Here is a 21,440-nt window from a genome sequence, read left to right on the forward strand (position 1 = left end):
GCAAATGATTACGACATTTTTCTGTATTTTCTGAATTATTTCTTTGGAAATAATTCAGAACGATAAACTATCTACCTTTTTTCTTACTTTCTTTTTCAGTTTAAAAATAAAACGATTACTGTATTCCTTATTTTCTACTAAAATTCGATATATCTCCCATACTCCTAACACACGAACAAAAAGATAAACTCCGATTTGTTGTTATCAAAATAAAAAAACTCCTTGATTTATTTAAAGGAGTTTTTCAATGTAAGATATTTCATTGATTCATATATCCTTCTCTAGATATACAATATCTTTTTGTATCGCGATTCTTACCTTTAATAAACATATCCTTCTGAATTGTATATTTGTACTCCATATTCAAACGTTTCATTAATTTTTCAGATGCTTCATTTTCTGAATCACATCCCGCTTCAATACTATTAAGATGCAACTCATGAAAACCATAGTAGAAAAAAGCTAATGCAGCCTCCGTGGCTAATCCTCTTCCCCAATATTTTCGAGATAAGGCGTATGCAATTTCTGCTGTATGTGTGACCAAATCATATTTTATAAATCCACACGTGCCTATAAGTTTTTTCTCCTCTTTTAATACAATTCCAAGAGGTGCTACTTGCCCTTCATTATATTGCCCCACAATCTCTTCTACATAGTTATATGTGTCACATAACGATCGATGAGCATCCCATACAGTAAAAGTTGTCATCTCTTTATCTGTAGCATACTCATATATATGTAAACTATCACTCATATTCATTTTCCTTAACATAAGTCGTTTCGTATACAACGTTGGATATGACCATTTCTCAATGATCATAACGGCTTCTGCTTAAACTTTTCATAATGTCGTACTTTTAATAGAAGGATATTCCCACAATCTGTACAAATATACGCATCCACCGGTGAAGATGTGAACATCGTTTCCTTTTTCCGTATTTGTGCATATCCGACAAACTCACCTTCTCCTATGTTTTGAGAACCACAATTAGAGCATGTCTGCACGGTTTTTTGTTTCATGAGAGCACCACCTTTAATCTGTTTCCACTCCCTTCGACAGCTCACTTCCATTTCCCTTCCAAAAAAACTCTTATTCTCTCACATTTCAACAGGAATCTCAAAACAAAAATCGTATATGTACTATGAAATATATTTATTAACGGAGGAATTTTATGACTACTGTTATGACACTCGATATAGCAACAGAAATTGAAAATGCAGAAATTGACATGCTCTCTTCTAGATTAGAGAGACTACAAACAATAAGCGGAAACCCAATGCAAGTGCAAATGAAAAAATTCGGTAGCGCCACTGCCTTTTCATCAAAAATAATTGCTGGTCCTGCTTTTAATACAGTAAAAGGTATTACAAATGCAGATGCGATTGATGCAATCATTTCTTATTATGAATCACTACAAATCCCTTGTCGTTTTGAAATTACCCCAGCACAAGGTACAACTGAATTATTTCAATACTTATCTCAAAAAGGGTTTTATCAATCTAGCTTCCATACTGCTTTGTATAGTATACCGAGAGAGGGTTCATCACTTCTTCCTTCTAATATTACAATACGAAAACTAAAAGAAAATGAGTTTGATATTTTTGCAGACATTTATGTACGTGGATTTAATATGCCATCCTTTACAAAAGATAGCGTGCGCCAAAATAATGAAATTCTTTACAATGAACCAGGGTGGCATTTTTTCATAGCTGAAGTTCAAAATATCCCTGCTGGTATTGGTGTCCTGTATATAAATAAGGGTGTCGCATCATTAGCTGCTTCTGCTACTTTGCCAGAATTTCAGCGTAAAGGCTGTCATACTGCATTAATTCAAAAACGAATTAAGACAGCTATTGAATCCAATTGTACTTTAATAGTTGGACAAGCAAGGTTCGGTAGCGGCAGTCAAAATAACATGGAACGTGCTCACATGAAAATCGCTTATACAAAATCAATATGGACCGCAAAAGACATATTATAATTTACTTTATTTCTCCTTCCGTTACATTTTTAAACATTTTATGACAATTCCTTTTCTATCCTATTAATAATTTGAATATTCAAACTAGATTTGTTACGATATTACTAGATACATCATTCAACTTGCAATATGAAAAGAGAATTCTAATCAAACTACAAGGAGGAGAAATGTATGACTAAACATGATCATGGTTTAAAAGAAAAAGTAGAAGGTGCCATTGATAAGGTAAAAGGTGAAGTAAAAGAAGTTGTTGGGAAAGTAACTGACAATAAGAAATTACAAGCTGAAGGAAAATGGGATAAGGTGAAAGGCACTGCTAAAGATACAGTTGGTAATGTGAAAGAAAAAGTACATGAATATAAGGAACATAAGAAAGAAAAATAAAAAAGAGCCCATCGGCTCTTTTTTTATTTCCCTTCATTTTTCTCTAACACGTATAAATCTTCTTCCATATTCGTTAATTTCTCACTTACAAGCTTTCTTGCATCTCCAATTGCTTGATTGTATGCAAATGGTCCAACTAATTTAATCATTTCTTCTATTAAACGCTCTGCTTGGAAACGTCCAATTTCATCTAGATCTTCTTCCATGAAAAATTGCTGAATTTGTGCTACAAGCTCTTCTTTTTTATCATTTGGTATTTTTATATTCATCATCGTTGTTACTCCTCTATATTTAAGATAATATCTTCCTTAACTCTACCATAGAAAAACGATTACCAGGACAGCTTTTTGTAACTCCTTCTAACTCCCTATGACCTAGTATATTTTCTTTCTTTATAGCAAATTGCTTCATAAACATTTTGCATAAAGAATATAATGCATTCACTTGCGGGGGAGTGGGATCGTATTTATCGAAATTTCCCGTCATACATATTCCAATTGTATGACGGTTATGGTCTTTCGCGTGCGCTCCAATATGTAAACCTCGCCCTTCCACTACAGTTCCATCCTTTTCGATAAAATAGTTGTAACCAATTCCGCTCCACCCCCTTACAGTTTGATGAAATTCATGCGTTTTATACACGTCCCATCCATCTTCAGCTGTATGGTGAATAATCAGTTTGTTTACTTTTTCTAAAGGAACTAATTCATCTTGAAATGTTAGATTGACACGTTTAATTTCCATTTGAACTGCCTCCTCTTAAAAATCAATCATAATAATCGTTTTATCATCTGGCCTTATTCTCTTTTCCGCTTCTAGCTCTTCAATAATTGCTATATATTCGTTTATACTATTCTTTCTTATATATGCAACAGTTTGTTCTAATGACCAATCTGGGTGAAATAACCCGTCTGAACAAATAAAAATCCCACTCACTTCATCTGTATGTAATTCACCATGTTGTAAATAATGTATCGCTTCTTTCATTCCATTTGCAACTGAATAACCATTTGGCATATTTGCAAGATAACGATTGTATTTTAACTGTTCTCGAACATCTTGAAAAACATATTCTTCTGGTACAGATAACCCTTTTTTACGATCTTCTTCCCTCTTCTTTTTTGCTCTTTTACTAATTCCTTCAACTGTGTCTTTCGTTAATACTTGCATCGTTCCATTTTGAAAAGTTGCGACAATCATACAGTCCCCAAGCTGCGCATATTCAATTTTCTCACCAACTATTTGGACTGCCGCGATACATGTGCACCACAAATGCTCTTTTTTTCTCGTGTCTACTTCATATTCTAACATTTTGCTTTGCAATGCTTCATTTGCTTTGGCAACTGCAAATTGTAAACTATGATTCTCTCGTAATGCAGTAAAATAACTTGCAAATAAATGCGAAGCGATGTATGCTCCATTATGTCCCTTTTCATCACGAAACGGGACAAGTGGTGTTGCACCGTCACATACACCATAAATCTTTTTTTCTTTATTACAAAAATAAGAATCCTCACATTCTTGCTTCAACGGGCTTTTCTGTTGATATGTTTTTATCTTCACAACTGTATCCCCTTTCAAATGATAAAATACTCAAATTCTTTTGATTAATCTAATTTACCTAAATAAACTGTTTTTACCCAAAACTTTCAATATCATATATAATCTTGAAATAATATGAATTTTTCAGTGAAGGACGGGAAAGAAATGGTCAGATTCCTTGGTGTTATTATCGGTTCTATTATTATTGCGGTTGCCTTTAATCTTTTCCTTATCCCCCACAAAATTTTAAGTAGTGGAATTGGCGGAATTGCTATTATTTTAGGGATTGTAACCCCTGTAAACACAGGCATTATTAACTTTGTATTAAACTTACCTATCCTTATTTTAGGGTACATAGGTCTTGGAAAAAAAGTAATTTTTAACACAGTTGTCTCTGTAGTTGTATTATCTGTTGCATTATACTACGTTCCAGTAAAAGTCGTAGCAACAGATCCATTGTTATCTTCTATCTTCGGAGGTGTAATCGCTGGAGCTGGTATTGGTCTTGTTTTTAACTGTAATGGATCCACTGGTGGATTTGATATTATCGGTATGCTTTTATCCCGCAAGCGAGACATTAAACTTGGCGGATTCCTTATTATTTTAAATGCAGTCGTTGTAATAATCGCAGGATTCTTCTTCACCTGGGATGTTGCACTTACAAGCTTACTTTCAATTTATGTAACTGGTAAAGTAATTGATGCTGTTCATACAAAACATCGTAAAGTTACACTTATGATTGTAACAAATGAAGCAGAAAAAATGAAAAAACAACTTCTTTCAACTGTTGTACGTGGAATAACGTTACTTGATGGCGAAGGTGCTTATTCAAGCGAGAAAAAGCGTGTACTTATGACCGTCGTTTCTCGTGAAGAATTAGCAAGTATGAAACTAACAATTTCTGAAATCGACCCGAATGCATTCGTTAATATTACAGAAACTGTAGAAGTGTTAGGACTTTTCAGAAGAAGTTAAAGACTAGGTGGGAATCCACCTAGTCTTTATTTTGCATAAATTCAATTCGGTTTCCAAATGGATCTGACACGTAAAATCGAATTACATCTGGCCGTGCATAATCATCAATCACTTTAACACCTTGCTCTATAAGTGTTTGCTTAAATTCATTAATTTCATTCACATAAAAAGCTGGATGAGCCTTTTTAGCTGGTGTAAAGTTCCGCTCGACACCAATATGGATTTCTTGATTTCCGCATTTAAACCAACATCCACCTCGTTTTTTCAACTCTTCTGGCTTTGGAATTTCTTCCATACCAATCGTATTCCCATAAAAATCACGCGCCTCTTCTTCACACCCTACAGGTGCAGCTACTTGCACGTGATCAATCCCTTGAATATAATTTTTCATTTTCTCTCCCCCTCCTCTACCCTAATGTTATACGGAAAACAGCCGTCTGTAACTTACAAAAGGTTTATAAAACAATATAAGCTCCCCTTATTACCATCCTGCATTCACCTTGCAAAAAATAAAAAAAACAAAATTTATTCTATAACTTCCATTTTTTATAGAAATACACATTACATCTATATTATAGTTATGAATAGACAAATCTTTTTAGATGCTATTTGTACGGAGGAACTATTATGAGTCGTAAAAAATATTCACCAACTCAAAACAAACGTCATCCGAACATTTCTAGACGTTTGCGAAACCATATACAAGATCGTTCATTAACAGAAATGTACGCATCTCTGTTCGAACACAATCCTGATAGTATTATTTCATTAAATTTAGAAGGAGTTATTCTACATATAAATCCTTCTGCCGAAAGAATATTAGGTTACACTTCTTTAGAATTAGAACAGAAAAATATTACCTCTATTTTAGAAGCCCATATTTCTGAGCAAGTATTACAAAATATAAAGAATACTGAAGCGGATAATCAACAAGAGTATATCTTATCTATTTATCATAAAAATGGATTCTTATTAGATGTTGTGACAAAACTAGTTCCTATTTTTGTTCAAAATCGTCTTACTGGCGTATATGCTATTATGAAGCCGCTTGAAAAATCAGAAAGAATTGAGAATATGCTAAAAGAAAGTGAGAAGAGATTACGTACATTAGTAAACTCCATGCCTGCGTTTGTTATTTTTAAAGATCATGAAGGGCGCTGGCTTGAGGCAAATGATTACGCACTTTCTTGCTTCAATTTCCATCATGTACCTTACCACGGGAAAAAAGATAGCGAACTCATTCAATATAATGAAGCATACCGAGAAGCTTTTTTACATTGTGAAGAAATCGATGAACTAGCATGGCAACAAAGACAAATTCTTCATGGCGAGGAATTTATTATACATAGAGATGATTTCGATCTAATCTTAAGTATATCAAAAGTTCCGCTTTATCATCCTGATGGTTCTCGCAAAGGTCTTATCGTGATGGGGAGAGATGTTACTGAGCTAAAAGAAACTGAAAAGTTACTACGAAAATCAGAGAAGCTCGCAGTAGTCGGACAACTGACAGCTGGAATTGCCCATGAAATTCGAAATCCACTCACTTCTCTAAAAGGTTTTCTAACGTTGCTCCTCCCTGAAATAAGTGAGGAGCAGAAATGGTATATCGATGTTATGTTAAGTGAGATTTCACAAATGGAATCCATCACGAGTCAATTTATGGCGATGTCTAAGCCACAAGTATTATCTATCCAAACTTGTAACATACAAACTTTAATTGAAGAGGTAGTTACATTTATTTTACCGACTGCAATTATGCATAGCGTTCATATCATCATGGATCATTTTGATTACGTATATGATATTCAATGTGACGGTAACCAATTAAAACAAGTTTTTATAAACATATTAAAAAATGCGATAGAAGCAATGCCAAATGGCGGAAATATTTTCATCCAAACAAAACCATTAGAGGATAATTTCATCTTAATACGAATTATCGATGAAGGTTGCGGCATTCCTGAAGATCGTATCTCCCGTCTAGGCGAACCTTTTTATAGTTTAAAAGAAAAAGGCACAGGACTAGGATTAATGATGTGTTACAAAATAATTGAAGAACATCATGGTAGATTACACATTTCAAGCGAATTAAATAAAGGTACGATTGTTGATATTGAGCTACCACTTTCTTCATCTCATCTTGCAATCCAGTCTTAAATAAAAAAGAAGCATCTGCTAATCGTTAGCAGATGCTTCTTTTTTAAAATGCTTTGTCATACCACTCTTTTGCTTTTTCTACTTCACCCATCGTTAATTGATGCCCTCGATTTTCCCAATGCATTGTTACATTCGCATTTGCATTTTCTAATAGTACCTTCAATTCCTCTGACTCTGCTGATGAACAAATTGGGTCATTTGTCCCAGCAGCAATAAACACAGATTTCCCTGCTAAATTTGCTAATTGAATTCCTCTTCTTGGTACCATTGGGTGATGAAGCACAGCACCTTTCAATGCATTTTCGTAATGGAATAATAAGCTTGCTGCGATATTTGCCCCATTCGAATAACCGATAGCTACAATGTTATTTCTATCGAATTTATATTCTTTAGCCGCTTCATCTAAAAATTCATTTAATTCCTTCGTACGGAAAATTAAATCCTCTTCATCAAAAATGCCCTCTGCTAATCGGCGGAAGAAACGCGGCATCCCATTCTCTAACACATTTCCCCTAACGCTTAATACCGACGCTTCCGGATCAATTATTTCTGCAAGTGGTAGTAAATCTAATTCATTACCACCTGTGCCATGAAGTAATAACAACACTGGTTTTGACGTATCTTTTCCTTTTTGAAAAACATGTTTCATCATAATCCTGTTCCCCCTCCAATCACTTTAATCTAAATTTCTCACTTCAAATGGTAAAAGCGTTTGTTCAATCTGTTTTCTATGTTGTTCATATTGTTCCGGTAACTTTAATTCCTCACCCATCGTCTCTAACGATTCATCATGAGCGAAACCAGGAGGATCTGTTGCAATTTCAAATAAGATTTCACCATGTTCTCTAAAATAAATCGCGTTAAAATAATTTCGATCTTGTACAGGAGTTACGTGATATCCAAAACGCGACACATACTCTTTCCAGTCTAGCTGATCAGCATCATCACTCGCTCTCCAGGCAATATGATGAACTGTGCCAACGCCCATTTGGCCACGACCGATTGTTGATAATTTCAAATCAATAATATTTCCAATGTCAGCAGAAGAACGGAATCGAACAAATTCGCCCTCTTCTCCAATTTTTTCAAGACCCATAATATGTTCTAACAATTCAGCTGTTTTTTGAGGCTGTGCAGATAAAAGAACAGCACCTCCAAACCCTTTAATTGCTACTTCTGGTGTAACTTCTCCAAAACTCCAATTGTTTAATTCGCCTGCTTCTCTTTCAACTAATTCTATATGCAAACCATGCGGATCATCAAATTCTAAATACTGCTCTCCAAAACGAGTCATTTTTGTATACGAAACATCGAATTTTTCTAATCTATTTTCCCAAAACTCCATTGTACCTTTTGGTACAACGTAAGACGTAATTCCTACTTGACCGTCCCCAATAATACCTTGACGAGCACCTGCCCATGGGAAAAACGTAATAATTGTTCCAGGCTTTCCTCCTTCATTTCCAAAATAAAGATGGTACGTACCTGGATCATCAAAATTCACTGTTTGTTTCACTAAACGTAACCCTAATACACCAGCATAAAAGTCTACATTTTCTTGTGGATGCCCTACAATCGCTGTAATGTGATGGATTCCCATTGTTTTCTTTTCCATTTCTTCCACTCCTTTTTTATTTCATTATAAAAATTCTTTTACATTTAAATTCATTATTCATTTTGTCCATGCTACAAAGTAAAATCCGTTATAATAATTTTATCTCGAATTCGAGATATTAATTACAAAATTACACATTAGCGTCTAACTTATCGGGATTATCTCGATTTCAAGATAGTTTCCAAAAAACATTTACTCACTCTAAAATCATAATAAAACTTGATTTAGAATGTCATTTATCTCAACCTCAATACTTATTATAAGTTACTTACTTTTCTTTGTCAATAAGTTACTTATTTCATTTAAAAAGAAAAGAGAGTAAACGTTATTCACCGTCTACTCTCTTTTCAAATCATTTCGTTTCTTCTTCCAGTACTGCTTCCATCTCATTAAATTCACGATGAACTGCCTTAACGGGTTCTTTCGTTAATAAACTTACAACGATAACAGTTAATAAACTACAGAAGAATCCAGGTACCATTTCATACATAATTGCTTTTAAACTTGGAATTTGTACCCATGCTATAACAACTACTGCACCGACAATCATACCAGCAAGAACGCCCCATTTGTTCGTTCTCTTCCAATATAAACTTAATAAAATAGCGGGTCCAAATGCTGAACCAAATCCTGCCCAAGCATAACCTACAAGTGTTAAAATTGTATCACTTGGATGATACGCTAAAACAACTGCTATCATAGCCACTACTAATACTGATAATCTACCGATAAATACAAGTTCTTTGTCACTTGCGTTACGACGGAAAAATGTTTTATAAAAGTCTTCCGTTACTGCACTTGAAATAACAAGTAATTGTGAGGAAATACTACTCATAATCGAAGCCAAAATAGCTGATAATAAAAATCCTGTAATGTATGGATGGAATAAAATATTTGAGAATGTTACAAAGACCATTTCTGGGTCTTGTAATATCGCATTATTTTTAGCATAATAGGCGATACCAATTAGACCAGTAAGCATTGCACCTATAATTGAAATCGTCATCCAACCGATACCGATTCTACGAGAAGTTTTTAAATCTTTAATAGAGGTAATTGCCATAAAGCGGACAATAATATGTGGTTGACCAAAATATCCAAGGCCCCATGCTAAAAAGGAAATAATCCCTAATACTGTAGTCCCTTTAAACATATCCAAATGCGATGCATCGACTTGCTTAATCGTATTAAATGTTTCTGTTACACCACCGACATCCGTAAAAGCAACAATTGGCACTAATACAAGCGCAATAAACATAATACAACCTTGCACAAAGTCCGTCCAACTTACGGCTAGAAAGCCACCGAATAGTGTATACGCAACAACGACACCCACTGTTACAAATAAACCAATTTTATAATCAAGGTTAAAAGAATTTTCAAACAAACGTCCACCTGAAACTAAACCAGCCGACGCATAAAATGTGAAAAATACTAAAATGACGATAGCGGAGACAAAACGAAGTATTTTCGTACGATCTTTAAACCGATTCTCTAAAAAGTCTGGAATCGTAATTGAATCATTTGCCACTTCTGTATACGTTCGTAAACGCGGGGCAATGATTAAATAGTTTGCATACGCACCTATTAATAAACCTATCGCAATCCATACACTTGATAATCCTGTTGCATACATCGCACCAGGTAATCCCATTAGCATCCAACCACTCATGTCAGAAGCACCAGCTGATAAAGCTGTAACTGCTGGACCGAGTCCCCTCCCGCCTAACATATAATCTGATAAATCGGATGTCTTCTTATAAGACCAATATCCGATATACAACATACCTGCCATATAAATAGCAAGCGATACCATAATTTCAATCTTCACCAAATCTCTCCCTTAGTCCATAAGCCATTCAAAATTTCGAAAAATGACTTTTTCTATTTTCTTGTTTTCGCTTATGGTTCCCTACCTTAACAAACATTTTTTGTTCTTTCAAGTGAACGAGCACTTTTTATTACATGTGAAAACCTTTATAAACGCCTTTATCCCAGTGGATTACAATGATTTTTTAAGGAATTAAAGTAATAATATTCAGAAAATTAAACGGTGTTTTTTCACACCTTATTTTCATTCGTTTACCCGATAAATTTTAAAAGAAAAAAGCCATACAAATGTATGACTTTTAGCTTATTGACGTCTCAATTTTCTCTTTCTCTACATATACTTTACGAAATTTCATATAACATCCAATACGCCAAGGTACTATATAACAAACCGCAAGAGTGTAGAAAAGAATGCCGATTGACTTTGGATCTAGACCTTGTAAATGTCTTCTAAAATAAGCACGTAAAAGAACGATAACTAAAAATGTAGCAATAAAAGCGATACTTTTTTTTGCATAAATTTGACCATCTTCTCTGACTTCATACCCACTTAAAATAATAAGTGGAATTGACAATAGCAGTCCGATCCCAGCAGCTATACAAATTTGCCAACCAGCAAGTTGTATCGGTGCTGCGTATAAAGAAAAACCTGGTAATAAGAAAAATAATGGCAATAGTAGTCGTCTTCCTTTATTATTAATTGGTCGATTCATAGAGCGCATGCGTCTAAATATAACGAGCCCTATGACGAGTAAAAAAATTGTAATACTGTAAGAACCTTGTTGCAAGTGAATCTCTCCCTAAAAATAGTCATTTTTAAAAATACTTCCCTATTATACTCCTAATTTTTCCAAAAATATGATTATTCCTTAAAAAAATCTTACATATCAAATATACTTTTAGGTTTGATTTACTATAGGAAACAATTCCGAAAGAGGAACTACTCTCCCCACCTCGTCTTTAAACACAATATGCTCTCTAGTTAAATGGCGCGGGCTCTTCACTCCCGCCGCTGCCGCTAATGAAAATAAACTATATCTCATACTAATAATATAATTCATGACTCGCCACTTCTTCTCATACGGATCTAACGCTTTTTGATAATGCGGATTCGTCGTGGCTACACCAGATGGACATTGGCCAGAATTACATTGAAGGGCCATAATACAGCCGCTTGCCATCATAAATCCGCGGGCTGAACTTACAGCATCCGCCCCAATCGCTAAAGCAATCGCTACTTTATCTGGTGTGATTAATTTACCCGATGCAAATACTTTAAACTTGTTACGAACACCATAATGGTTTGCTGTATCAATAAATGTAAGTAATGCTGGAATAAGCGGCAGTCCCATACAATCTGCCATCGATTTATACGTTGCCCCTGACCCGCCTTCTGAACCGTCTATTGTAATAAAATCTGGATAAATGTTTAGTTCTTTCATTGTTTTTATTAAATCTTCCAAAGGCTTCTGCTGACCAATTACAATTTTCATTCCAACTGGTTTACCGCCGCTTTCTTGCAACTGTTGAATAAAATAAAGTGTATCCGCTGCATTCTTTAAAAATGAAAATCGATTCGGTGAATTAATCGTCTCTCCCTTTCGGACGTTGCGAACAAACGCAATTTTCTCATTTACTTTTTGCCCCTCTAAATGACCACCACGTATTTTAGCACCTTGCCCAAATTTCAATTCGAATGCTCTAATATTACTTTCTTTCACTTTCTCCATGAATTTTCCCATTGAAAAATTACCGTCTTCATCACGGTATCCAAATAACCCTGGACCAATTTGCGCAACGATATTCGCTCCTGTATGTAAATGTTCTGGAATAACGCCACCTTCACCCGTATTAATCCACGACCCGCCTGCCATTTTTGCTCCAAGACCACTCGCTAAAATATAATTTTCTCCAATCGCACCATAAGAAGTCGCAGATGCACCAAACATGCCATGTAGCTTCCACGGATATTTACGGTTCTCACCGACTATAATTGCATCATCTTCTTCGTACAGCCAAAGATTCGTTGTATCCGCTGTCAATTTTTCTCTTCTTGAAAATAACCCTTCTTTATGAATCACGTACTTTTTACCTTCTCGCTCTTGCGTGAGATTCACACTTAATTCCTCCGTTAATATCGGAAATAATGTATTAGCAATATAATATCCAGAAGCTTCAAAATCTCGTTTTGATCCAAAACCAAGTATTTCAGAGCGATATTTCGCTAAAAACATAACACTTTGAAAATCATAACGTGAGAAAGGCTTTCCATCCGTATCATGATCAAACCAATATTGTCGAAATTCAGGCCCTATCTTTTCCAGTAAGTAGCGCATTCTTCCTAAGTACGGATGTAATTTTAAAATAGAATGATGTGTTCGTTTTTTTATAAAAAATGTAATGATAAAAAAGACGATTAAAAGCAACATTAAAAATAGTAATATACTAATAATAACGAGTAGCGTTTCACTCATCCCGCTTCCCCCTATGAAATTCCATAATAAAAAGAGAACACTAGATGTGTTCTCCTTTTATCTTTATTCATACTAACGTAACAAGATGCTCTTTCGCGTCATATTCAACTAAACTTTCAGCGTGTTTAATTCGATGAACAAAGTCTGGATTAGCAATTAACGGTCTTCCGAATGCCGCTACATCAATCGTTCCTTCTTGCAACGCTTCTTCGGCCTCTTTCGGATTTAAATTACCAACCCCAACAATCGTACCATCCCAATATTTTCTTACTAGTTGATGAAAATTCTTTCCGTCAGCAATCTCTTGGGTATAATTCATCGTTGAAGGATGGATCATCGTTAATCCAACCTCTTTAAACATATTTATGAACGTTTCAATTGCAAACTCAGGGTTTTCCCACATATAAGTAGGATTATCACCTTTGAAAGCAGAGAAACGAAGAAGTGTTTTATTAGCTCCAACAGCTTCTATTACAGCTGCCGTTACTTCTTTCATAAACGTTAACCTTTGTTTTAAATCACCGCCATATTTATCTGTTCGCTTATTCGCAAACTCATACGTAAATTGATCGATTAAATATCCGTGTGCACCGTGAATTTCTACTCCATCAAATCCAGCTTCGATCGCATTTTTCGCAGCTTGTGCGTATTGATCGATCACTTCTTGTATTTCTTCTAACGTCATTGCTTCTGGCATATCAAACGGTTTACGAAAGCGTGGAACATTTCCCTCTGCAGCGATAGCCGACGGCGCTTGTGGCATTTGACCACCAATTATTTCATGATGACTCATACGCCCAACATGCCATATTTGAGCAATAATCGTCCCGCCTTCTTTATGTACTGCCTCTGTAACAGGTTTCCAAGAATCGATTTGTTCTTGTGTATAAATACCTGGTACTCCTGGGTTTCCTTTTGCTCTCGGACTAATGACAATTCCTTCTGTAATAATTAGTCCAATTCCATCCGCAGCACGTTTTCTGTAGTACTCCACTACATCCGCACCAACTACTCCAGTCTCATTATCTGCAAAGCATCTTGTCATCGGTGCCATCGCTATACGATTACGAAGAGACCAAGCTCCAACTTGAATTGGATCAAACAACTTTGTTTCTTCAACGTTTTCAAAAAATCCCCCAGCATTTACATTTGTTCCTTCATAAATACTCGCTGCTTTATTACTTGAACTTGTCATTTTTCTTCCCCCTAAAAAATCTTACTATAATCGCATCATACTTACTTTTAGATAGTAACGTCAATTTTTACGACTTTAAAATAAAAAATTCGAATATTCAAAAAACAAAACGCTATAAATAATATTAAAAAGGTTTCCTTAGGAGGAAACCTTTTTTGTTGACCATATATGGCTGTCAATTCGTTTATCTCTTTAATAAAAAAGCACCTTATCAATAGAAGTGAAAATGGTTCAGTATTCTTCTAAAAATAATAACTTATATACCTAAAACAATGAAAGCCCTACCTCTCTTTCATCCTTACGGCTCCTCGTCCGTGCCAGTGTGAATCAGGATTGCAAAAATCAAGTAACTATTTTATCGAAGTATTCAATTAAACTTCGAACATTCATAAATGAAATTAAAAAATAAAAATGGATTTGATTGTAGTAATAACAATAGAGGTAATGCTCTAAAAGTGGTTTGAAAGAGTTGAATGTCTTTGAAATGATAAATTTTCTATAATTATGTTCCCAAAAAATTCAAGATCTTTTTTGGGATATAATACATTATTTGTAATGAACCTTAACAAAAGCTTTTTATCTGATTTTCTGTGATACCTTCAATTAATCCCAGTTCACTAATCAAAAATTCATATGCGTTATCTAACATCTTCTTTTCGCTTGCATTAAGTGCTTTTTCTTTCTGTATACGCATTAAATCACGCACAACTTCAGCACCTTCTTGCATTTTACCCGTCTTTATTTTATCAGTGTTCAATTTATACCTTTGTTTCCACGTAAGTAATCTATCTGATTCCCCATGTTGAAAAATATCCATTATGTGTGCTAATGCGGTTATATCCGTAACTGGACGTATATTCGAATTCAATATTCTCCCTGCTGGAATCATTAGTTCCATATTACTAGCCGACATTTTTATAACATAATACTGTTGTTTTTCTCCTGAGATTTCCTTCTCTTCTATGGCTTTAATTATACCTGCTCCCTGCATTGGATAAACAATGTTATCGCCAATTTGAAACAAATAATCCACCTCCATATATGGTAACCTTCTCAAGCTTAACATACTTTTAGTTTTTTAGCAAAAATTTTTATTTTATCATAAAATTATTTTACACGTCAACACTTCAGAAGCAAGAAATTAAATTTACACAATAAACTATAAAAATCGCAATTCCATTAACGGTTCCACACACATTCATTCTCTTTTAATACAAAAACACATCACTACATTTAAGTAGTGATGTGTTTTTGTTAAGGCATAAATAAAGATCTACTTTTCCGTCTATATACTAACTTGCTTACTAACCGTTTCCCTCGCTAAAAGAAAACTCATAATCACTTGCGCTGCTACTCTACTCGTCATATCTCTGAAATCAAGAGTTGGATCAATCTCTACTATATCCATCCCTTGAACGAGCGGTTCTTTACCAAGGAATTCAATCGCATCTAGTAAAGTCGTACTATCCATTCCACCAGGCCCAATTGCTGGACAACCTGGTGCAAACGCTTGGTCTAGCACATCCATATCAAGAGAAATATAAATAGAAGTCACACCTTGATTTCTTAATAATTCAATACTTTCCGTGATAATATCTTTTATTTCTCGCTCTCGTACGTCTTTCATTGTATACACTGTTACACCATGCTCTATTGCATATTCATGGTACGCACGTGCATTAGAAAAATTACGAATTCCAATTTGAACAAGTTGTTTCCCTGTAATGACATCATTTTCTAGTAAACTACGGAATGGTGTACCATTTGACGGGCCTCCATCATCTAAATTACGTAAATCATGATGAGCATCAAATTGAATAATCCCGACCTTTCCTTTACTGTTTGCAAAGCCTGTTATACTCGGAAAACTAATCGAGTGGTCACCACCAAGAACGATTGGTATCATGTTCGGATTTACTTTCGTTACATGACCAACTGTTTTCGCAATTCGGTTATGACTTTCTTTTATATCCGTCACATGCATCGTAATATCGCCGCAATCATATAAGACACTTTCTTTCATATCGTGTTCTTCTGTAATTGCATATGTGCTGTATGCATCTAACATCGCACGAATTGTCTTTGGAGCAAAACTCGCTCCTGAATGACTAATAGATGGTTTAGAAAGGGGTGCTCCAATTAAGGCAGCACCGAATATTTCTACACCTTCCTCCCAATCTTTAATCATCTCACTCCATTTTGTCACTTCACGATCAATAAACTTTGCGTTTTTCTTTAAATAGTGGCCGTGCTCCACGATTGTTCACCTCTTGTATATGCAATATTACCATTCTTCCATACTGTATTCACATGACTTACGCCGTAATGATACGGTACGTAAGCATAATTGTAAGCATCCCATAAAACTAAATCTGCCTTACGACCAACTCTAATTTTCCCAGCTACATCACCACGGTTAATGGCATATGATGAGTTAACCGTTACGGCATTCCAAACTTCTTCTGGTGTCATTTTCAGTTTTAGCATCGCAATGCTCATAATAAGCTGAATATTTTCAGTTGGACAGCTACCTGGGTTAAAGTCTGTAGCTAACGCAACTGCAACACCTTCATCAATCATTTTACGACCACGAGCAAAGCTTTCTTTATTTAAATAGAAAGTTGTTCCTGGTAATAATGTTGCTACTGTATTCGAGTTTGCAAGCATTTCAATCCCTTTATCAGAAGCGCCAACTAGATGGTCTGCTGATGCTGCACCGATTTCTGCCGCTGCTTCCGCACCACCAAGAGGGTCGATTTCATCTGCATGAATTTTCACATCAAAGCCAAGCTCTTTCGCTTTTAATAAAAATTCTTTTGATTCTTCTACTGAGAACACACCTGTTTCACAGAAAATATCAACGAATTCCGCCAATTGTTTCTCTTTCATTTCTGGTAATAGGTCTAACATCCATTGTAAAAATTCTTTCGATCTACCTTTATATTCTTTCGGAACTGCATGAGCACCTAAAAATGTGGAAACTAAATCGATTGAATGCTCTTTTTGTAATTGTGCAGTTGCCTCTAATTGTTTCCATTCCGTCTCATCATCTAATCCGTAACCACTCTTCGCTTCTACAGTTGTAACGCCGAAAGATAGCATACGGTCTAAATGGAATTTCGCTTTTTGAACAAGTTCTTCTTTCGACGCCTGTTTCGTTGCATTTACAGTTGAAAGAATACCTCCGCCTTGTTCTAAAATTTCTAAGTACGGAACTCCTTGTAATTTTAGCGCAATTTCATTTTCACGAGATCCACCAAATACAAGATGGGTATGCGGATCAACAAGACCAGGAGAAACCATTTTCCCCCCGCAATCAATAACTTCTTTCGCTTGTAATCCTTTCGCTTCTTCCGCTGTTCCAACGAAAGTGATTACACCATTTTCAATTCCAACCGCACCGTTTTCGATAACAGGAAGCGTGTTCATCGCTTCTCGTCTTAACAAGCCATCTTCTTGATCCATTGTTAGTAATTGACCGATATTTATTAGTAAAGTGTCCAGCATGTTTTCTCCTCCTTATTTCATCATTGGAATGTTAACGCCTTTTTCTTTCGCAGTTTCCACAGCTAAGTCATATCCAGCATCCACGTGACGAACAACACCCATACCAGGGTCAGAAGTTAATACGCGCTCAATACGTTTTGCTGCTGCTTCTGTTCCATCTGCAACAATAACCATTCCAGCGTGAAGTGAATAACCCATACCAACGCCACCACCGTGGTGAACAGATACCCAGCTCGCACCGTTTACACTATTAATTAATGCATTTAAAATTGGCCAGTCAGCTACTGCATCACTACCGTCTTTCATCGCTTCTGTTTCACGGTTTGGAGATGCTACTGATCCGCAATCTAAATGGTCACGACCAATAACAATCGGTGCTGATAATTCACCATTTGCAACCATTTCATTAATGATGCGACCAAATTTCGCACGCTCACCGTAACCTAACCAACAAATACGTGATGGAAGTCCTTGGAACTCAACTTGTTGACGTGCCATACGAATCCAGTTACATAAATGTTCATTATCAGCGAACTCACGTAAAATTACTTCGTCTGTTTTATAAATATCTTCTGGATCACCAGAAAGTGCTACCCAGCGGAATGGCCCTTTTCCTTCACAGAATAATGGACGAATAAATGCTGGAACGAATCCTGGGAAATCGAAAGCATTTTTCAAACCTTCATCGAAAGCAACTTGGCGAATGTTATTTCCATAATCAAATGTAATTGCACCTTTTTCTTGCATCGCAAGCATCGCTTCCACATGTTTTGTCATACTTTCTTTTGATAATTGTACGTAACGTTCTGGATCTTTTTCACGAAGTTTCGCTGCTTCTTCTAATGTGTAACCTACTGGAATATAACCGTTTAATGGATCATGAGCAGATGTTTGATCTGTAACTAAATCTGGCGTAATATCACGCTTCACTAGTTCTGGTAAAATCTCTGCCGCATTTCCTAGCAAGCCAATTGAAATTGGTTCTTTCTTCTCTTTATACTCGTTCGCAACAGTTAATGCTTCTTCTAATGATTCTGTATACATGTCACAATATCTCTTTTCAATACGACGATCGATGCTACGCTTATCAACATCAATAGCAATGACAACACCGCCGTTCATCGTTACAGCAAGAGGTTGTGCACCACCCATACCACCTAAACCAGCAGTAAGTGTTAATGTACCTTTTAATGAACCGTCGAAATGTTGACGAGCTGCTTCACCAAATGTTTCATATGTTCCTTGTAGAATCCCTTGTGTTCCAATGTAAATCCAGCTACCAGCTGTCATTTGTCCGTACATCATAAGACCTTTTTTCTCTAGTTCTCGGAAGTGATCCCAGTTTGCCCATTTTGGTACTAAGTTTGAGTTCGCTAACAGAACGCGAGGTGCATCTTCATGTGATTTAAAAATGGCAACTGGTTTTCCTGATTGAACAAGTAACGTTTCATCGCTTTCTAACGTTTTTAATGAATCTACAATCGCCTGATAGCTTTCCCAGTTACGAGCTGCACGGCCAATTCCGCCATACACAACTAATTCTTCTGGTTTTTCAGCAACTTCCGGATCTAAATTGTTCATTAGCATACGAAGTGCAGCTTCTTGCACCCACCCTTTCGTTTGTAACTCTGTACCTCTTGGCGCGCGAATTGTTTGTTGTACTTTTTCCATTTCAATCTCTCCCTTTTCTCATTTTATAGTGCTGCGTTTACATCCAATCTTTCTTTTATCGAATAATTCGTTTTTAACCAATGTGCAATATTTTCAATATCCGTTGAGAAGATGCGATCATTTGTAATAGATGGTACTTGCTGACGCCCTTGATGGTAGAAGCTCTTCGTCACTGTACTCATGTTTTCAATTCCACGATATTCTGCCGCTTGCATCGCACAAATCATTTCAATTGAAAGAACACGTCTTACATTTTGAATAATTTGATGTGCATGACGTGAAGCGATTGTTCCCATACTTACGTGATCTTCTTGGTTAGCTGATGACGGGATTGAATCAACACTCGCTGGATGTGCTAACGTTTTATTTTCAGAAACTAGTGACGCTGCAGCATATTGCATAATCATTGCACCAGACTGAAGTCCTGGTTCTGGACTTAAAAATGGCGGTAAATCGTTTAACTGCGGATTTACTAAACGCTCAATACGACGCTCTGAAATGTTTGCAAGTTCCGCCATTCCTACTTTTAAGAAGTCCATCGCAAATGCAATCGGTTGACCATGGAAATTACCACCTGAAATTACTTTTTCCCCGCCATCAAAGATTAGCGGATTATCTGTTGCGGCATTCATTTCAATTTCTAATTTTTCTTTCACATAATTCAAAACTTGCCAAGAAGCACCGTGTACTTGCGGGATACAACGAAGTGAATAGGCATCCTGTACACGTAGTTCTCCTTGTTTTGTTGTTAACTTACTATCATGAAGAATGTCACGAATTCTGCTTGCTACATCCACTTGCTCTTTATAGCCACGTGCTTTATGAACATTTTCATCAAATGCATCAATAATGCCTTGTAACCCTTCAATTGTCATCGAAGCAATTAGTTCAGCTTGATACGCCGTTGCTTCTGCTTCTATATAAGAAAGAACTCCTTGTGCTGTCATCGCCTGCGTACCATTAATTAACGCAAGACCTTCTTTCGCTTCAAGTTCAATTGGCTCAAGCCCTTCTTCTGTAAGAGCAACCATTGCATGAACGCGTTTCCCTTTATAGAACACTTCACCTTCGCCTAATAATACGAGCGCAAGATGAGATAAAGGTGCTAAATCTCCACTTGCACCAAGTGAACCTTGTTGCGGAACGACTGGATGAATTTTACGATTTACAAACTCAAGAAGCATATTTACAACAAGCGGCCTTACGCCTGATACTCCTTTAAGCATCGTGTTCGCTCGTAAAATTAACATTCCGCGCGATACTTCTTCCGGGAATGGATCACCTATCCCACATGCATGTGACTGAATTAAATTATGTTGAAGTGCCTTTACATCATCTTTTTGGATAAGCACATCACTAAACTTTCCAAATCCAGTTGTAATACCGTAAACGACTTTTCCGTCCTCTACAATTTTCTCAACTACTTCGCGGCACTCCGCTACCTTTTGCATACTAGTTGGACAAGCTGTTACACCTTCTCCTTCCAGTAATAACCTCTTCATTTCTTCAACTGTCAATGTATGTCCTGTTAACGTAATCATCATTTTTCCTCCTTAAAAAGGCAAAAGGGGACCTTATCTTTTTAAGACAGACTTCTGTCCTAAAAAAGTAAGGCCCCCTTCTAACTAATAGACTATGGGCAAATCATATGTGATTAATTCCTAAACCAATCGCCTCATGCTCAGATCCTTTTACAGGTGCACCAATCGTTCCATATAATGCAACAGCAACCCATTCGCCTTCTTTTTTCCCGTCGTATGGTGTACCGCGCACAATCGCAAAACGAAGTCCTACTGTACGAAGAACGTCTGCTAACTGAATTTGACCTCTCGTCACTCCGTACAAAGCTTCCATAATTGCATGATAAAGTGCATGTGTTTCTCTGTAAACGTCTGTTTCAATAACTTGGTTGCTTTTAGCCGCTGTTTCCATTGCTGCGACAACCTTTTGCGAATTCATCGAACCCACTTTCCCCGTACAATACTTCCAACCTTTTGGAATGGATAATACAGGACTTTCATTCTCATCCGCAAGTGCCAACAGCATGGCCATACGACCAATTCGATGTGTTCCTTGAAGAAGCATGTGACTCTCTCATTTCTTTT

The 21,440-nt window shown here is 36.2% G+C and carries 22 protein-coding genes and 1 pseudogene; 4 read left to right on the forward strand and 19 right to left on the reverse strand.

The window, feature by feature from the left end; all coding sequences use genetic code 11:
* Nucleotides 1–54 precede the first annotated feature (54 nt).
* The 3 genes and pseudogenes from ACTL4X_RS18475 to ACTL4X_RS18485 all read right to left on the reverse strand — a co-directional run.
* Nucleotides 55–195 (reverse strand): annotated as a pseudogene (locus ACTL4X_RS18475) (helix-turn-helix domain-containing protein); the annotation flags it as partial.
* 64 nt (nt 196–259) lie between these two features.
* Nucleotides 260–820: a GNAT family N-acetyltransferase gene (locus tag ACTL4X_RS18480; protein ID WP_000582845.1), complete on the reverse strand. Its 561-nt coding sequence runs from the start codon at nt 818–820 to the stop codon at nt 260–262.
* On the reverse strand, nt 817–1,020 hold the full coding sequence (locus ACTL4X_RS18485) for a hypothetical protein (RefSeq protein ID WP_000810948.1): 204 nt from the start codon (nt 1,018–1,020) through the stop codon (nt 817–819). Before ACTL4X_RS18485 ends, ACTL4X_RS18480 begins: the two co-directional genes overlap by 4 nt.
* Before the next feature lie 152 nt (nt 1,021–1,172).
* Here ACTL4X_RS18485 and ACTL4X_RS18490 point away from each other — a divergent pair, with 152 nt between their 5' ends.
* Together ACTL4X_RS18490 and ACTL4X_RS18495 are read left to right on the forward strand one after the other, a co-directional pair.
* Complete coding sequence (locus ACTL4X_RS18490) at nt 1,173–1,982, forward strand: GNAT family N-acetyltransferase (protein ID WP_000214343.1); 810 nt, start codon at nt 1,173–1,175, stop codon at nt 1,980–1,982.
* Between the two features lie 171 nt (nt 1,983–2,153).
* On the forward strand, nt 2,154–2,366 hold the full coding sequence (locus tag ACTL4X_RS18495) for a CsbD family protein (RefSeq protein ID WP_000160410.1): 213 nt from the start codon (nt 2,154–2,156) through the stop codon (nt 2,364–2,366).
* Nucleotides 2,367–2,389: 23 nt separating this feature from the next.
* Here the strand turns inward: ACTL4X_RS18495 and ACTL4X_RS18500 are convergent, their stop codons facing one another.
* From ACTL4X_RS18500 to ACTL4X_RS18510, 3 genes are read right to left on the reverse strand one after another with little or no spacing between them, the layout of a single operon-like run.
* The gene (locus tag ACTL4X_RS18500) at nt 2,390–2,638 is read right to left on the reverse strand and encodes a DUF2164 domain-containing protein (RefSeq protein ID WP_000981066.1); all 249 of its coding nucleotides are present in this window, start codon (nt 2,636–2,638) and stop codon (nt 2,390–2,392) included.
* A 19-nt stretch (nt 2,639–2,657) separates the two neighbouring features.
* Nucleotides 2,658–3,110, reverse strand: a complete 453-nt coding sequence (locus tag ACTL4X_RS18505) for a peptidoglycan recognition protein family protein (protein WP_000404002.1) — start codon at nt 3,108–3,110, stop codon at nt 2,658–2,660.
* 15 nt (nt 3,111–3,125) lie between these two features.
* Complete coding sequence (locus tag ACTL4X_RS18510; protein WP_002041632.1) at nt 3,126–3,947, reverse strand: protein phosphatase 2C domain-containing protein; 822 nt, start codon at nt 3,945–3,947, stop codon at nt 3,126–3,128.
* 96 nt (nt 3,948–4,043) lie between these two features.
* On the opposite strand from ACTL4X_RS18510, the gene ACTL4X_RS18515 reads away from it, so the two are divergent.
* Nucleotides 4,044–4,883: a YitT family protein gene (locus ACTL4X_RS18515; protein WP_002005544.1), complete on the forward strand. Its 840-nt coding sequence runs from the start codon at nt 4,044–4,046 to the stop codon at nt 4,881–4,883.
* A gap of 19 nt (nt 4,884–4,902) precedes the next feature.
* Here the strand turns inward: ACTL4X_RS18515 and ACTL4X_RS18520 are convergent, their stop codons facing one another.
* Nucleotides 4,903–5,274: a VOC family protein gene (locus ACTL4X_RS18520; RefSeq protein ID WP_000800772.1), complete on the reverse strand. Its 372-nt coding sequence runs from the start codon at nt 5,272–5,274 to the stop codon at nt 4,903–4,905.
* Nucleotides 5,275–5,510: 236 nt separating this feature from the next.
* On the opposite strand from ACTL4X_RS18520, the gene ACTL4X_RS18525 reads away from it, so the two are divergent.
* Nucleotides 5,511–7,043, forward strand: coding sequence for a BA3702 family sensor histidine kinase (locus tag ACTL4X_RS18525; RefSeq protein WP_000087662.1), 1,533 nt, complete (start codon nt 5,511–5,513; stop codon nt 7,041–7,043).
* Nucleotides 7,044–7,086: 43 nt separating this feature from the next.
* Here the strand turns inward: ACTL4X_RS18525 and ACTL4X_RS18530 are convergent, their stop codons facing one another.
* From ACTL4X_RS18530 to hutP, 12 genes are all read right to left on the reverse strand, one after another.
* On the reverse strand, nt 7,087–7,695 hold the full coding sequence (locus ACTL4X_RS18530) for an alpha/beta hydrolase (RefSeq protein WP_000975454.1): 609 nt from the start codon (nt 7,693–7,695) through the stop codon (nt 7,087–7,089).
* Between the two features lie 24 nt (nt 7,696–7,719).
* Nucleotides 7,720–8,658, reverse strand: coding sequence for a ring-cleaving dioxygenase (locus ACTL4X_RS18535; RefSeq protein ID WP_000412739.1), 939 nt, complete (start codon nt 8,656–8,658; stop codon nt 7,720–7,722).
* 352 nt (nt 8,659–9,010) lie between these two features.
* Complete coding sequence (putP, locus tag ACTL4X_RS18540) at nt 9,011–10,489, reverse strand: sodium/proline symporter PutP (protein WP_000687595.1); 1,479 nt, start codon at nt 10,487–10,489, stop codon at nt 9,011–9,013.
* Nucleotides 10,490–10,787: 298 nt separating this feature from the next.
* Nucleotides 10,788–11,276 (reverse strand): CcdC family protein, encoded by a 489-nt coding sequence (locus tag ACTL4X_RS18545; protein ID WP_001183921.1) that lies wholly within the window; start codon nt 11,274–11,276, stop codon nt 10,788–10,790.
* A 111-nt stretch (nt 11,277–11,387) separates the two neighbouring features.
* Nucleotides 11,388–12,962 carry an FMN-binding glutamate synthase family protein gene (locus ACTL4X_RS18550; RefSeq protein WP_000005167.1) on the reverse strand — a complete coding sequence of 525 codons (1,575 nt, stop codon included), beginning with the start codon at nt 12,960–12,962 and terminating at the stop codon, nt 11,388–11,390.
* 67 nt (nt 12,963–13,029) lie between these two features.
* The gene (locus tag ACTL4X_RS18555) at nt 13,030–14,157 is read right to left on the reverse strand and encodes an alkene reductase (protein ID WP_000204580.1); all 1,128 of its coding nucleotides are present in this window, start codon (nt 14,155–14,157) and stop codon (nt 13,030–13,032) included.
* 562 nt (nt 14,158–14,719) lie between these two features.
* On the reverse strand, nt 14,720–15,181 hold the full coding sequence (locus ACTL4X_RS18560; RefSeq protein WP_170317877.1) for a CarD family transcriptional regulator: 462 nt from the start codon (nt 15,179–15,181) through the stop codon (nt 14,720–14,722).
* A gap of 261 nt (nt 15,182–15,442) precedes the next feature.
* On the reverse strand, nt 15,443–16,414 hold the full coding sequence (gene hutG / locus ACTL4X_RS18565) for a formimidoylglutamase (RefSeq protein WP_000399838.1): 972 nt from the start codon (nt 16,412–16,414) through the stop codon (nt 15,443–15,445).
* Nucleotides 16,393–17,664: an imidazolonepropionase gene (hutI, locus tag ACTL4X_RS18570; protein WP_000887531.1), complete on the reverse strand. Its 1,272-nt coding sequence runs from the start codon at nt 17,662–17,664 to the stop codon at nt 16,393–16,395. The genes hutG and hutI overlap by 22 nt, the downstream gene beginning before the upstream one ends.
* A gap of 12 nt (nt 17,665–17,676) precedes the next feature.
* Complete coding sequence (gene hutU / locus ACTL4X_RS18575) at nt 17,677–19,335, reverse strand: urocanate hydratase (RefSeq protein WP_000416944.1); 1,659 nt, start codon at nt 19,333–19,335, stop codon at nt 17,677–17,679.
* A gap of 23 nt (nt 19,336–19,358) precedes the next feature.
* On the reverse strand, nt 19,359–20,876 hold the full coding sequence (gene hutH / locus ACTL4X_RS18580; RefSeq protein ID WP_000631874.1) for a histidine ammonia-lyase: 1,518 nt from the start codon (nt 20,874–20,876) through the stop codon (nt 19,359–19,361).
* 103 nt (nt 20,877–20,979) lie between these two features.
* A complete protein-coding gene (hutP, locus tag ACTL4X_RS18585) occupies nt 20,980–21,420 on the reverse strand; it encodes a hut operon transcriptional regulator HutP (RefSeq protein ID WP_000926516.1) in 441 nt (146 codons plus the stop codon).
* Nucleotides 21,421–21,440: the final 20 nt, after the last annotated feature.

The organism is Bacillus sp. RE35, from assembly GCF_052146655.1.
In the GTDB taxonomy this organism is placed as follows: domain Bacteria; phylum Bacillota; class Bacilli; order Bacillales; family Bacillaceae_G; genus Bacillus_A; species Bacillus_A cereus.